Source organism: Microbacterium sp. 1154, assembly GCF_031455375.1.
In the GTDB taxonomy this organism is placed as follows: Bacteria; Actinomycetota; Actinomycetes; order Actinomycetales; family Microbacteriaceae; genus Microbacterium.
In genome coordinates this window covers 134,077-146,726 of sequence record NZ_JAVDSN010000006.1, presented here as the reverse complement: position 1 = coordinate 146,726, position 12,650 = coordinate 134,077, and the positions used below count along the sequence as shown (strand labels likewise).

12 protein-coding genes are annotated in these 12,650 nt (G+C 69.5%); 4 read left to right on the top strand and 8 right to left on the bottom strand.

From position 1 onward, the window contains the following. Window positions 1-145: 145 nt before the first annotated feature. Window positions 146-457 carry an NIPSNAP family protein gene (locus tag J2X55_RS16005; RefSeq protein WP_309824618.1) on the top strand — a complete coding sequence of 104 codons (312 nt, stop codon included), beginning with the start codon at window positions 146-148 and terminating at the stop codon, window positions 455-457. A gap of 69 nt (window positions 458-526) precedes the next feature. Here the strand turns inward: J2X55_RS16005 and J2X55_RS16000 are convergent, their stop codons facing one another. After that, window positions 527-1,024 (bottom strand): MarR family transcriptional regulator, encoded by a 498-nt coding sequence (locus J2X55_RS16000; protein WP_309824617.1) that lies wholly within the window; start codon window positions 1,022-1,024, stop codon window positions 527-529. A gap of 40 nt (window positions 1,025-1,064) precedes the next feature. Between J2X55_RS16000 and J2X55_RS15995 the strand changes: the two genes are divergently transcribed. After that, window positions 1,065-1,979, top strand: coding sequence for an EamA family transporter (locus tag J2X55_RS15995; protein ID WP_115920849.1), 915 nt, complete (start codon window positions 1,065-1,067; stop codon window positions 1,977-1,979). On the opposite strand, the gene J2X55_RS15990 is transcribed toward J2X55_RS15995, so the two are convergent. The 7 genes from J2X55_RS15990 to J2X55_RS15960 all read right to left on the bottom strand — a co-directional run bounded on the left by J2X55_RS15990 (window position 1,958) and on the right by J2X55_RS15960 (window position 10,360). Continuing rightward, window positions 1,958-2,785: a hypothetical protein gene (locus J2X55_RS15990; protein ID WP_309824614.1), complete on the bottom strand. Its 828-nt coding sequence runs from the start codon at window positions 2,783-2,785 to the stop codon at window positions 1,958-1,960. The genes J2X55_RS15995 and J2X55_RS15990 overlap by 22 nt on opposite strands. Then, window positions 2,782-3,447 (bottom strand): response regulator transcription factor, encoded by a 666-nt coding sequence (locus J2X55_RS15985; protein ID WP_309824613.1) that lies wholly within the window; start codon window positions 3,445-3,447, stop codon window positions 2,782-2,784. The genes J2X55_RS15990 and J2X55_RS15985 overlap by 4 nt, the downstream gene beginning before the upstream one ends. Continuing rightward, window positions 3,435-4,763, bottom strand: coding sequence for a histidine kinase (locus tag J2X55_RS15980; RefSeq protein ID WP_309824611.1), 1,329 nt, complete (start codon window positions 4,761-4,763; stop codon window positions 3,435-3,437). The genes J2X55_RS15985 and J2X55_RS15980 overlap by 13 nt, the downstream gene beginning before the upstream one ends. Window positions 4,764-4,960: 197 nt before the next feature. After that, window positions 4,961-6,226, bottom strand: coding sequence for a multiple monosaccharide ABC transporter permease (mmsB, locus tag J2X55_RS15975; RefSeq protein WP_309824610.1), 1,266 nt, complete (start codon window positions 6,224-6,226; stop codon window positions 4,961-4,963). Next, complete coding sequence (mmsA, locus tag J2X55_RS15970; RefSeq protein ID WP_103206467.1) at window positions 6,213-7,739, bottom strand: multiple monosaccharide ABC transporter ATP-binding protein; 1,527 nt, start codon at window positions 7,737-7,739, stop codon at window positions 6,213-6,215. The genes mmsB and mmsA overlap by 14 nt, the downstream gene beginning before the upstream one ends. Window positions 7,740-7,898: 159 nt before the next feature. Further along, window positions 7,899-9,002, bottom strand: coding sequence for a multiple monosaccharide ABC transporter substrate-binding protein (gene chvE, locus J2X55_RS15965; protein WP_115921069.1), 1,104 nt, complete (start codon window positions 9,000-9,002; stop codon window positions 7,899-7,901). Window positions 9,003-9,334: 332 nt separating this feature from the next. Then, the gene (locus tag J2X55_RS15960) at window positions 9,335-10,360 is read right to left on the bottom strand and encodes a LacI family DNA-binding transcriptional regulator (RefSeq protein ID WP_309824606.1); all 1,026 of its coding nucleotides are present in this window, start codon (window positions 10,358-10,360) and stop codon (window positions 9,335-9,337) included. 228 nt (window positions 10,361-10,588) lie between these two features. Between J2X55_RS15960 and J2X55_RS15955 the strand changes: the two genes are divergently transcribed. Both J2X55_RS15955 and J2X55_RS15950 read left to right on the top strand, forming a co-directional pair. Then, window positions 10,589-11,572, top strand: a complete 984-nt coding sequence (locus tag J2X55_RS15955) for a Gfo/Idh/MocA family oxidoreductase (protein ID WP_309824605.1) — start codon at window positions 10,589-10,591, stop codon at window positions 11,570-11,572. Between the two features lie 47 nt (window positions 11,573-11,619). Beyond that, window positions 11,620-12,480 (top strand): NYN domain-containing protein, encoded by an 861-nt coding sequence (locus J2X55_RS15950; RefSeq protein ID WP_115920861.1) that lies wholly within the window; start codon window positions 11,620-11,622, stop codon window positions 12,478-12,480. Window positions 12,481-12,650 lie beyond the last annotated feature (170 nt).

Sequence of the window (12,650 nt, the reverse complement as noted above, 5' to 3'; positions counted from 1 at the left end):
TTACTCGCCCCCCGCATCGAGCCCGGCATCACGCAGCGGGTTTACGCCGCGTCGCGCGCCGCTCGTAATCGCGTCGGCCTACCCCCCCCCCCCCCCCCCCGAAACCCGCGCCCTACATCGCACATCCCGGCGGAAGAAGAAAACGATGATCACGATCCACCTTCGCTACCAGATCGACGCGGCAGCGATCGACGCGTTCATCGAATACGCCGAGCGATGGATGCAGATCGTTCCGCGGTTCGGCGGCGTCCACCACGGGTACTTCCTGCCCTCGGAAGGCGATAGCGACGAGGCCTTCGCGCTGTTCTCGTTCCCGTCTTTGGCGGAGTACGAACGATATCGGGAAGCATCACTCCTCGACCCGGACAGCGTCGCGGCCTACGACCTCGCCCAGCGCACGCGTTGCATCGTGCGATACGAGCGACGGATCCAACGGCCCCTGCTCCCCCGAACCTGAGGCGCAGCGAATCCTCGGAAGGGACCCGGGTCCGGCCGCGTCCCACCGGATCGTAAGAGCGTCCGCGACTCACACGCCGAGTGACGCACCCCAGTCACGCAGCAGCGCCTCGAGCGCACGACGCTGCTCGGCGTCGAGGCGCGCGAGCAGACGCTGCTCGTTCGCCATGTGGGCGGTGAACGCCTCGTCGATCACGCGGCGTCCGGCCGGTGTCAGCCGGATGACCCGCGCGCGCCCGTCGTCGGCATCGTCATCGCGCACCACGAGACCGGATGCCAGGAGTCGATCGACGCGCTTGGTCACCGCCCCGCTGGTCACCATCGTGTGGCGCGCGAGTTCGCCGGGGGCCGCGGCGAAGGGCTCCCCCGCGCGGCGGAGAGCGGCGAGGATGTCGAACTCCCCCTCGCCGAGACCGTAGCGGCGGTAGACGGCGAGTAGCTCGTCGCGCAGATGATCGGCGAGACGGTGCAGGCGTCCGATCACCTGCATCGGCGAGACGTCGATGTCGGGGCGTTCGGCGTGCCATTGCGCCGTGAGGGTGTCGACGCGGTCGGTCGTCGGGGTCATGGCATCCATTCTATCTTCCGCGGAAAGTACAATATCTTCCATGGAAGCAAAATGGCGCATCGTCGCCGTCACTGCCGTCGCACCGGTCGCTTGGGGTGCGACGTACGTCGTCACGCGGCACCTCCTGCCGGCCGATGCACCGCTGTGGGGGGCTGCCCTGCGCGCCCTGCCGGCGGGCCTGTTGCTGTGGGCGCTCGCGAGACGTCGGCCCCGCGGGGCGTGGTGGTGGAAAGCGCCCGTGCTCGGGATGCTGAACTTCGGCGCGTTCTTCGTGCTCGTCTACGTCGCGGCGCAGCTGCTGCCGTCGTCGATCGCCGCCTCGATCATGGCCCTCGCCCCGCTTGCCCTCGCCGGACTCGCGTGGCCCCTGCTCGCCCAGCGCCCCACGGCACGCTGGGCCGTCGGCGCAGCCCTCGGCCTCGCGGGGGTGGCGCTCGTGGTCGGCCTCGGTACCGGAGCCGTTCCGCTCGCGGGGGTCGTGGCATCCGCCGTCGCCCTTCTGGCGTCGTCGCTGGGTGCGATTCTCACGACCCGCTGGAAAGACGACACGCCCCTTCTGGCGACCACGTCGTGGCAGCTGACCGCGGGTGGTCTCGCCCTGGTCGCCGTCGCCCTGACGGTCGAAGGTGCTCCTCCGACGGTGGATGCCACGGGCCTCGCCGCGTACGTCGGGATCGCGGTGATCGCGACGGCGCTGGCATTCGTGTGCTGGTTCACGGGACTCCGGCACCTGCCCGCGGGCACCGTGGGACTCATCGGTCTGCTGAACCCGGTGACCGGGGTGCTGCTCGGTGTGGCCGTCGGCGGCGAGTCGCTCGCGCCCCCGCAGGTGTTCGGCATCGTGCTCGTGCTCGTCGCGATCGCCGTGTCGAGCCGGGCGCGGGGCCGGAACCTGCCACCCCAGGGCGAGAGGTCCGACCCTGCGCAACGGCGCTACGACCGCAGCGACACCTGACCCAGCGTCGCTTCGACGTCGACGACCGCGGTCGCCGAGTTCGAGGTGCGCAGGCCGTTGTCGACCCGGCCGAGGCCGCCGTCGGTCGTGACGTTGTACTCGTCGTCGGGCAGGGTGATGTCGGCGGATCCGGCGGTCACCGTGACCTTCGTGCGTGCGGGGGCATCGCCCTGCACCGTCGTGGCGAGGCTGCCTCCCGCGACCTCGAGCGTCGCGTCCCCGACCCCGGTGAGCGTGCCCGAAGCCGCGCCGCCCGAGACGGAGACGGAGAGCGTGCGCACGTCTCCGGCGAGATCCACGTCGCCCCCGGCGAGCTGCACGGAGAGGGAGGTGAAATCGGCGTCGAGCCTGAGGGCGCCACCGGCGACCTCGATGCGCGCGTCGAGGTTCGTCGTGGTCGACAACCGCGGCAGGAGCAGGGTCGCGGAACCGGCGGGGTTCGACCACCCGACGACGTTCGTCCGCGGAGAGCTCACCCGCAGCGTGGTGCCGTCGCGTTCGAACGTCCAGTCGCCCGTCCCACCCCCGTCGACGTCGAGCTGCGCCTCCGACACGTCGCCGTAGGCGATCGTGAGCGAGCCGCCGGCCACGTCGACATCGAGCGCGGTGAGTCCGGTCGTCGAGGTCTCGCTCGCGGCGTACGCGGGCCCGCTGTCGCGCAGGGTCGCCGCCGCGCTCACTCCCGCCGAGACGACCGCCCCCGCGAGGATGCACGTTCCGACGACGATCGTGGCGAGCGAGACGAAGAAGGGCGTTCCCTGCCGAGGGCCCGGGTTCGGCGGGGTCGAGGGTGCGTGCGAGGTCATGAGGTCGCTCCGGTGTGATCGTGGCCCAGGTGCACGAGGGCGGCGATGACGCGGCGGTTGCCGGTCTCGTCCTGCTCGAGGCCGAGCTTGGTGAAGATGGCGGTGATGTACTTCTCGACGCTCGCCTCGGACACGAAGAGGGCCTGCGCGATGGCTTGGTTCGAACGACCTTCGGCGATGAGGGCGAGCACCGATCGCTCGCGCTCGGTGAGTCGCTGCAGTCGCTCGTCGCGACGGCGCCGGGCCAGCAGTTGCCCGACCACCTCGGGGTCCAGCACGGTCGCTCCCCCGGCGATGCGGGCGACCGTGTCGAGGAAGTCGCGCACATCCGCCACCCGGTCCTTCAGCAGGTACCCGAGCGAGCCCTGCCCGTCGGCGATGAGATCGCTGGCGTACTGCTCCTCGACGTACTGCGACAGGACCAGGACGGACAGCCCCGGATGCCGGGACCTCAGCGCGATCGCCGCGCGGATGCCCTCGTCGGTCCAGGTCGGCGGGAGCCGCACGTCGAGGATGCACAGGTCGGGGGTGGTCTCCGCGACCGCGGCCTCGAGACCGTCGGCATCCGGCAGGGCCGCCACGACCTCGTGGCCGTCGTCGGCGAGGAGGCGGACGAGCCCCTCGCGCAGCAGGACCGAGTCCTCGCAGATCAGGATGCGCACGGGATGCTCGCCTCCACCGTGGTCGGACCGCCCTGGGGGCTGTCGATGCGCGCGGTGCCGCCGGCCGCGGTGACGCGGTTGACGATCCCGTCCAGGCCGCCGCCGGGCACGATCCGGGCGCCGCCCAGGCCGTCGTCTTCGACCCGTGCCCAGAGCGTCGCGTCGTCACGCAGGCGCACGTGGACACGGCATCCGGTCGCACGAGAGTGCTTCGCCGCATTCGTCAGCGCCTCGGCGATCACGAAATACACCGCGGCCTCGGCCGGGCGGGAGCACCGGTACGGCAGACGCACATCGAGAGTGACCGGGATGTGGGACCGCGAAGCGAGGGCCGAGAGAGCGGCGTCGAGACCGCGATCGTCCAGGACGGAGGCGTGGATGCCGCGGGCGAGCTGGCGCAGCTCGGTGATGGCCGACTTGGTCGAGGCATGGGCTTCGGCGACGAGGGCTTTCGCGGCCTCGGGGTCGTCGTCGATCTTGGTCTGCGCGAGGCCCAGGGTCATGCCGATCGAGACGAGCCGCGGCTGGACGCCGTCGTGCAGATCGCGTTCGATGCGCGTGCGCTCGACCTCGGCGGCGCGGACGGCCCCGGCGCGCCGGGTGTCGGAGGCACGCGCCTGCTCCTCGAGCTGCACCTCACGAGAGGGCACGAGGATCGCTCGGGAGATGAGACCGTGCAGCACGGCGAGACCGACCATCGCGGCGAGCGAGGCGACGAAGACGAGCAGGCCCACGAGGGGCGCAGCGATCCCGTAAAGCGGGAGCAGTCCGAGCAGGTTGATGTCCGACCAGCCGAAGAGGGGACTCACCGTCACCGCGAGACCCCAGGCCGTGAAGCCCACGACCCCGAGCGTGCTGACTCCGAGGATCGTCGCGATGGTGAACGAAGCGACGGCACGCCACTGGCCCGGATCGATCGCCTGCAGCCAGATGGTGTGCAGGACGCCGACGAAGCCCGGGCGTGCGCTCCGACGCGGGCGCAGAACGGGAAGCCCGAGACCGTACAGGCCGTCGAGGCGGACCCGCTCGAACCACGCGATCGCGAAGAGCACGTAGACGAGAGCGACGAGGGCAGTCACACCGATCAACAGGGCTGCGAGGAGACCGACCCCGGCGCCGAACAAGCCGAACACGGCGCCCAGGACGCCCGGCCCGATGACGCCGAGCGCGGCGAGGTGGGCCACCGCCCCGGCGATGCGACCCGGCGAGACGATCCGCACGCGCGCGGCGAGGGGCTGATCCGCCCCGGCCGCGGGGGCGGGCTCTGCGCTCGCGGGCGTCGGCGGAGGAGGCGGGAGGACGGATGCCGTGGTCATGGGTTCCACGCTAGAGGGGGGCCCGCGCGGGCACCGCCCGGTCAGCCCCCGCGCGTTTTCGGGTTATCCCGAACGCGCGTGAGCGGTCAGTTCTTGTCGCCGAGCGCGAGCGTCGGCGACAAGAACCGGCCCCTCACGCGCCGGACGCACGAACGCCCCGCCGCACGAGGCGACGGGGCGTTCGAGGGGAGCGTGGATCAACCGCGGGTGCGGTTCTTGTTCCACACGTCGAAGGCCACGGCCAGGAGCAGCACGAGACCCTTGATGAACTGCTGCACGTCGGTCGAGATGCCCATGAGCGACATGCCGTTGTTGAGCACACCCATGACCAGACCACCGGCGATAGCGCCGACCACGCGGCCGACACCACCCTGGACGGCCGCTCCACCGATGAACGAGGCGGCGATGGCATCCAGCTCGAAGAGGTTTCCGGCGCCCGGACCGGCCGAGTTCAGTCGGCCCGTGAACACGATGCCGGCGAGGGCCGCGAGGACACCCATGTTGACGAAAAGCATGAAGTCGACGCGACGGGTGTTGATGCCCGACAGCTTCGCGGCGGTGCGGTTGCCACCGAGCGCGTAGATGTGGCGGCCGAAGACGCTGCGGCTCATGACGGTCGAGTACCCGATGATGAGCAGCGCCAGCACGACGAGCACGATGGGCGTGCCGCGCGAGCCGGGCGCGACACCCAGCAGGTAGGTGAGGTACGCGATGAGCGCGCCGCCACCGATGAGCTTGACCAGGAAGGCGACCTTCGGCTCGTTCTGCAGCTCGAGCGCCGCGCGCTTGGCGCGCTGGCGCACCTGCGAGACGACGAAGAGCACGAGGGTCAGCACGCCCAGAGCGACCGTGATCCACTCGGCCGGCGAGGTCGCCGCCGGGAACAGGTCGGGGAACAGGTACCCGCCACCGAGGGCACGGTACTCGGTCGGGAACGGCGTGATCTGGGTGTTGCCCAGGGTCATCTGCGTCAGACCGCGGAAGAGCAGCATGCCCGCGAGGGTCACGATGAACGCCGGGATGCCGATGTACGCGACCCAGAATCCCTGCCACATGCCGACGACGGCGCCGAGGAGCAGCGAGAGGACGATGCCCAACCACCAGGGCATGCCCCACTGGACGATGAGCACACCCGAGACCGCGCCGACGAAGGCGGCGACCGATCCGACCGAGAGGTCGATGTGGCCGGCGATGATGATCATCACCATGCCGATCGCGAGGATCAGGATGTAGCTGTTCTGGACGATGATGTTCGAGACGTTGCCCGCGGTGAGCAGACGGCCGCCGGTCAACGCCTGGAAGAGCAGCACGATCACGATCAGCGCGATGAAGATGCCGATCTCGCGCAGGCGCGACGTGAAGAACTGCACGATGCCGCCGGCACCGTTGCCGGCACCGCCGCCGACGGGGCCCTTCGGCGTGGCGGGACCCTGGGGGGTCACGGTGTTGTCAAGCGCTGACATGGTCGGCTTCCTTTTCCTTCGTCATGAGCACCATGAGTGCCTCGGGAGTGGCCTCTTCGATGGGCAGCTGGCCGGTGATGTGGCCTTCGCTGAGGGTGTAGATGCGGTCGCAGATACCGAGGAGCTCGGGCAGCTCCGAGGAGATGACCAGCACCCCCTTCCCCTGCGCCGCGAGGGAGTTGATGATCGTGTAGATCTCGTACTTGGCGCCCACGTCGATGCCGCGGGTCGGCTCATCGAGAATGAGCACCTCGGGGTCGGAGTACAGCCACTGCGACAGCACGACCTTCTGCTGGTTGCCGCCCGAGAGCTTGCCCACGACCACGTCGACGCTGGGCGCCTTGATGTTCATCGACTTGCGGTACCGGTTGGCGACGAGGTACTCCTCGTCACCGTCGACGAACCCGCCCTTGACGAGCTTGCGCATCCCGGCGATCGAGATGTTGCGCTTGATCGTGTCGATGAGGTTGAGGCCGGCACCCTTGCGGTCTTCCGTCACGTACGCCAGGCCGCTGCGGATGGCCGCGGGCACCGTCGAGGTGTCGGCTTTCTCGCCGCGGATGTAGACGTTGCCCGAGATGCGCGAGCCGAAGCTCTTGCCGAAGACGCTCATCGCGAGCTCCGTGCGTCCCGCGCCCATGAGGCCCGCGATGCCGACGACCTCACCGGCGCGCACGTTCAGGTTCGCCTGGTGGATGACGACGCGGCTCGCATCGGTCGGGTGACTGACGTTCCAGTCCTCGATGCGCAGCACCTCGTCGCCGATCTCGACGTCGCGGTCGGGGTAGCGGTTCTCGAGCTCTCGACCCACCATCCCGCGGATGATCCGGTCCTCGCTCGTGCCGCCGGTCGCCACGTCGAGCGTCTCGATCGTGCGACCGTCGCGGATGATCGTGACCTCGTCGGCGATCGCGCGGATCTCGTTGAGCTTGTGGCTGATGATGATGCAGGTGATGTTCTGTCCGCGCAGGTGCCGGATCAGATCGAGCAGGTGCTCGGAGTCGTCGTCGTTGAGCGCCGCGGTCGGCTCGTCGAGGATGAGGAGCTTGACGTCCTTCGACAGGGCCTTGGCGATCTCGACGAGCTGCTGCTTGCCGACGCCGATCTCGTTGACGGGGACGTCGGGGCTGTCGCCCAGGCCCACGCGGGCGAGGAGCTTGGCCGCCTCGCGGTTGGTGGCATCCCAGTCGATGAGACCGCGGTTCGTGATCTCGTTGCCGAGGAAGATGTTCTCGGCGATCGAGAGGTATGGGCTGAGGGCCAGCTCCTGGTGGATGATGACGATGCCGGCCGCTTCGCTGTCGCGGATGTCTTTGAACTCGACGGTGTTGCCGTCGAAGACGATCTCGCCGCGGTAGTCGCCCGCGGGGTACACGCCGCTGAGCACCTTCATGAGGGTGGACTTGCCGGCGCCGTTCTCGCCGCAGATGGCGTGAACCGTCCCGCGCTCGACGGTCAGTGACACGTCGGCGAGCGCGATGACGCCGGGGAACTCCTTGGTGATCGAGCGCATCTCGAGGATGGTGCTCACGAGGTCCTCCTTGCAGAACCGGCTTGGGGCCGGTGGGAATGTGGGGCGGGAGCGGGATGCCGCTGACCCGCGGGAGCCCCCGCCGCGACCCGGTGGGCCGCGGCGGAGGCGGGGCGGAGGGGCGACAGCCCCTCCGGGGGATTACTTGAGGTCGTCCTCGGTGTAATAACCGCTGTCGACGAGGACTTCCTTGTAGTTGTCCTTCGTGACGATCGTCGACTGCAGGAGGTACGAAGGAACGACCTTCTTGCCGTTGTCGTAGGTCTTCTCGTCGTTGACCTCGGGGGTCTCGCCCTTGCGGATATCGTCGACCATGGTCACGGCCTGCTTCGCGAGCTCGCGCGTGTCCTTGAAGATCGTCGAGTACTGCTCACCGGCGATGATCGACTTGATCGAGCCGGCCTCGGCGTCCTGACCCGTGATGACGGGGAGGTCGTTGGCGGCGTAGCCACCCGAGGTCAGAGCCGAGATGATGCCGATCGACAGACCGTCGTAGGGCGAGAGAACTCCGTCGAGCTTCGTGCCGCCGATGACGGTGAGGATGTTCTCCATGCGCTTCTGCGCCGTCTCGGGCAGCCAGCGGAGGATGGCCGCCTGGCCGAACTCGGTCTGGCCGGAGGGAACCTTCAGCACGCCCTTGTCCATGTAGGGCTTGAGGGTGTCGATGGCGCCGTTCCAGAAGAACGTGGCGTTGTTGTCGTCGGGGCTACCGGCGAAGAGCTCGACGTTGAAGGGGCCGGCCGCGCCGGTCTCCTTGCCCGAGGCGTCGAGGACGCCGAGGCCGGTCAGGAGCGAGGTGGCCTGCTGGACGCCGACCTTGTAGTTGTCGAACGTCGTGTAGTAGTCGACGTTCTCGGTGCCGTTGATGAGGCGGTCGTACGCGATGACGGGGATGTTCGCGTCCTTGGCCTGCTGCAGCACGTCGGTGAGCGTGGTGCCGTCGATCGAGGCGACGATCAGGGCCTTGGCGCCCGTGGTGATCATGTTCTCGATCTGCGAGACCTGGGTGGGGATGTCGTCGTTCGCGTACTGCAGGTCGACCTGGTAGCCGAGATCCTCGAGCTGCGACTTGACGTTGTTGCCGTCGGCGATCCACCGCTCCGACTGCTGCGTCGGCATGGCGACGCCGATGGTGCCACCGGCTTCCTGCGAGTCTCCGCTGCCGGCGCCGGTGCGGTCTCCCGCGCAACCGGCGAGGCCGATGCCGAGCGCCAGGACGCCCGCTCCCGCGATCGCCTTGAGCATGCTGTGCTTCTTCACTCTGGTTCCCTCCGTTGGGTGTTTGTCGCGGCGCCTCCCCCTGGAGCCCACCGCGGGCAGTGCAGACGGGGCACATCGGGGCGCACGGTTTCGGGGGCGAAACGAAGGGCCCTCGGCGAGGCGGTGCGACCCGCGTCGTTCGAAACGTCTTCGTCTCGACGGATCCGCTCCGCAGCGAGTCCCGTCGGCCGTGTGACCCAGTCATGTGACCGTTCACATTGTGTGAGCGATGCTACCTCGCCGCCGGGCAGAACTGTCAAGTCCCGGTGCGCTCGAAGTCCAGCCGTTGCCGAAACGTGACGTGAGCGCCGCGCGGATCACGCCCGGGGCAGCGCGGTCGACGAGCGGACGATGAGACGCAGATGGTCGGGCTCGACCACCGATCCGCCCCCGTTCGCCTCGCCGAGGGATGCCAGGAGGTCGGCCACCGCCCGCGCGCCGATGCCCACGAAGTCCTGTCGCACCGTCGTGAGCGGGGGCCACAGGTGAGCGGATTCGGGCACGTCGTCGAACCCGACGACCGAGATGTCCTCGGGGACCGAGCGGCCTATGGCCCGGACGGCATGCATGAACCCGAGCGCCATGTGGTCGTTGCCCGCGAACACCGCCGTCGCGTCCTCCGTGCGCAGCAGCTCGAGTCCCGCTTCGAACCCGAACTGCGCCGTCCAGTCGCCCAGGACGGGCGGTCGCGGCGAGAGGTCGTTGGCATCCATCTCGGCGAGATACCCGCGCATGCGGTGATCGGCCTCGATCCAGTCGCGCGGACCGGCGATGTGCAGGATGCGCGAGTGACCGAGCTCGATGAGGTGGCGCACGGCCGCGCGGGCCCCCGCGCTCTGGTCGTTGTGGGTGGTCGAAGTGTCCGTCGAGGTGACGATCTGGACCGGCACCGGCAGCTGGAGCTCGTCGAGGATCGGCACGACCCGCGTCTGTGGCGCCACCGCGACGATCCCCTCGACCGACTGCTGCATGAGGTGGTCGATCGACGAGCGCACGTCGTCGGGGGCGCTCGTGGCGAGGTTCGTCACCGTGAGGCGGTAGCCGGCGGCGCGGGCGGCGGACTCGATCGCCTGCACCATCGAGGCGGTGCCATGGGTGGTCGCCCGCGGACCCAGCACCCCGATGAGGCGCGAGCGGCTCGTGGCGAGGGCGCGGGCGGCTTGGTTCGGAACGAACTTCAGCTCGGCGATCGCCGAACGCACTTTCGCGGCGGTCTCGGGGCGCAGCTGCGTGCTGTTGTTGATCACGCGCGAGACGGTCTGGTACGACACCCCCGCCAGACGAGCGACGTCGCGGATGCTCGGGGCACGCCCCGTCGCCTCCGGGGTGTCGGTGTCGCTCATGGTCCGCCTCATCGCGGGTCGCGCGCTGTTGCGTGACCGGTCACACGAGGATAACCGACGCGGCTCCGTGCCCCCGAATGCGGTCGCATCCGCCGGGTGCGGGCGGGGTCGGCGGCATGCGGTGGGTGCGGGATCCCGCGGGGTCGTCGGGATGCCGGCATCCGGCGCTCGCGAGCACGACGGGCGCGCGCGACGCCGATGTCGGCGGACGCGGCTACGGTGGAGCCCATGACCGGACTGCACTGGGGCATCCTCGCAACGGGCGGCATCGCGCACGCCTTCACCTCCGACCTGCGTACCGCGGGCCTCGACGTCACCGCCGTCGGCTCGCGCCGCATCGACAGCGCTCGTGCCTTCGCCGAGCAGTACGACATCGCGCACGCGCACGGCTCGTACGAAGAGCTCGTCGCCGACCCCGACGTCGACATCGTGTACATCGCCACGCCGCACCCCGGCCACATCGACAACGCCCTGCTCGCCCTCGAGCACGGCAAGCACGTGCTGGTCGAGAAGCCCTTCACGCTGAACGCCGCCGAGGCGGCGCAGATCCGCGAGAAGGCGGCCGAGAAGGGCCTTCTCGCGATGGAGGCGATGTGGACGCGGTACCTGCCGCACATGGTGCGCATCCGCGAGATCCTCGCCGCCGGCACTCTCGGCGAGATCCGCGTGGTCTCGGCCGACCACACGCAGAAGATCTCGACCGACCCGGCGCACCGCCTCAACGACCTCGCTCTCGGAGGCGGAGCCCTGCTCGATCTCGGCATCTACCCGATCTCTTTCGCGATCGACGTGTTGGGTCTCCCCGAGCGCGTCACTGCCCTGGCCCGTCTGTCCGACGCGGGCAGCGACGCCGAGGTGGCGACGGCGTTCGTCCACGCCGGCGGGGCGCTGTCGACCACCGTGTCGTCATCGCGCGGAGCCGGTCTCAACACCGCCCAGATCGTCGGCACCGAGGCCCGCATCGAGATCGACCGCGTCTGGTACACCCCGACGTCGTTCCGCGTGGTCTCGCCCGACGGCGACGTGATCGAGGAGTTCACGACCGAGGTCGACGGTCGCGGCATGCAGTTCCAGGCGCAGGCGGCCGAACGCTTCGTCGCGGCCGGTGCCGGGTCGAACGACGTCCTGTCGATCGACGAGACGGTGGCCATCATGGGCGTGCTCGACGAGGTGCGCCGTCAGATCGGCGTGGTCTACCCCGGCGAGCGGTGAGCGGCGGGGGCTACCCGCGTCTCGCCGCGACGGGTCAGACTGGAGGCATGCCCGACACCCAGACCGCCCGCGTCGCCGTCTACCTGGACTTCGACAACATCGTCATGTCCTGGTACGACCGCGTGCACGGGAGGAATGCATATTCGCGCGACCGGCAGAAGATCGCCGAGAACCCGACCGAGCCCGAGATCGCCGAGCGACTGACCAAGGCGACCATCGACGTCGGCGCGGTCATCGACTACGCCGCCTCGTTCGGCACGCTCGTGCTCACCCGTGCGTACGCCGACTGGTCATCACCCGTGAACGCGGAGTACCGCTCGCAGCTCGTGGCGCGCGCGGTCGATCTCGTGCAGCTCTTCCCGGCCGCGGCCTACGCCAAGAACGGCGCCGATATCCGCCTCGCGGTGGATGCCGTGGAAGACATGTTCCGCCTCCCCGACCTGTCGCACGTCGTCATCGTCGCCGGAGACAGCGACTACGTCCCCCTCGCGCAGCGGTGCAAGCGGCTCGGCCGGTACGTCGTCGGGGTCGGCGTGGCCGGGTCCACGGCGAAGTCGCTCGCCGCGGCCTGCGACCGTTTCGACGCCTACGACTCGCTCCCCGGCATCCCGAATCTCGCCGAGACCAAGAAGGATGCCGCTCCCTCGCGGCCCCGCGCGCGCAAGCGCTCGAAGGATCCGGCGGTCGATCTGCTCGAGCGCGCCATGCAGCTCGAGGCGGAACGCGCCGACGGCGAGTGGCTGCACGCGTCGGCGGTGAAAGACCTGATGAAGCGCCTGGATCCGTCGTTCAGCGAGAAGGCGCTCGGGTTCCGCAGCTTCTCGGACTTCCTCAAGGCGCAGACCGACCACGTCGAGGTCGACGAGGAGTCGAACGTCGTGCAGGTCAAGGCCGTCTCGCGGGGCTGAGCCGGCGCGGTCGCGCGAACCCTGCGCACTGGCGGGCAGGGGCGCCCGCGCGCGGGTGAGAGGCCCTGCGCGGTCGCTCGCGCGTCGACGCCGTCGTTGAGTGTCCAGAACACCCGGACGATTTCGACGGGCGTCCGGGTGTTTTGGACACTCAACAGGGCGCGGAAGGG

What these genes read in the sequence shown, in the direction of transcription:
- J2X55_RS16005 (WP_309824618.1), top strand. Translation starts at nt 146, where the DNA reads ATGATCACGATCCACCTTCGCTACCAGATCGACGCGGCAGCGATCGAC.
- J2X55_RS16000 (WP_309824617.1), bottom strand. Translation starts at nt 1,024, where the DNA reads ATGACCCCGACGACCGACCGCGTCGACACCCTCACGGCGCAATGGCAC.
- J2X55_RS15995 (WP_115920849.1), top strand. Translation starts at nt 1,065, where the DNA reads ATGGAAGCAAAATGGCGCATCGTCGCCGTCACTGCCGTCGCACCGGTC.
- J2X55_RS15990 (WP_309824614.1), bottom strand. Translation starts at nt 2,785, where the DNA reads ATGACCTCGCACGCACCCTCGACCCCGCCGAACCCGGGCCCTCGGCAG.
- J2X55_RS15980 (WP_309824611.1), bottom strand. Translation starts at nt 4,763, where the DNA reads ATGACCACGGCATCCGTCCTCCCGCCTCCTCCGCCGACGCCCGCGAGC.
- mmsB (WP_309824610.1), bottom strand. Translation starts at nt 6,226, where the DNA reads ATGTCAGCGCTTGACAACACCGTGACCCCCCAGGGTCCCGCCACGCCG.
- mmsA (WP_103206467.1), bottom strand. Translation starts at nt 7,739, where the DNA reads ATGCGCTCGATCACCAAGGAGTTCCCCGGCGTCATCGCGCTCGCCGAC.
- chvE (WP_115921069.1), bottom strand. Translation starts at nt 9,002, where the DNA reads ATGCTCAAGGCGATCGCGGGAGCGGGCGTCCTGGCGCTCGGCATCGGC.
- J2X55_RS15960 (WP_309824606.1), bottom strand. Translation starts at nt 10,360, where the DNA reads ATGAGCGACACCGACACCCCGGAGGCGACGGGGCGTGCCCCGAGCATC.
- J2X55_RS15955 (WP_309824605.1), top strand. Translation starts at nt 10,589, where the DNA reads ATGACCGGACTGCACTGGGGCATCCTCGCAACGGGCGGCATCGCGCAC.
- J2X55_RS15950 (WP_115920861.1), top strand. Translation starts at nt 11,620, where the DNA reads ATGCCCGACACCCAGACCGCCCGCGTCGCCGTCTACCTGGACTTCGAC.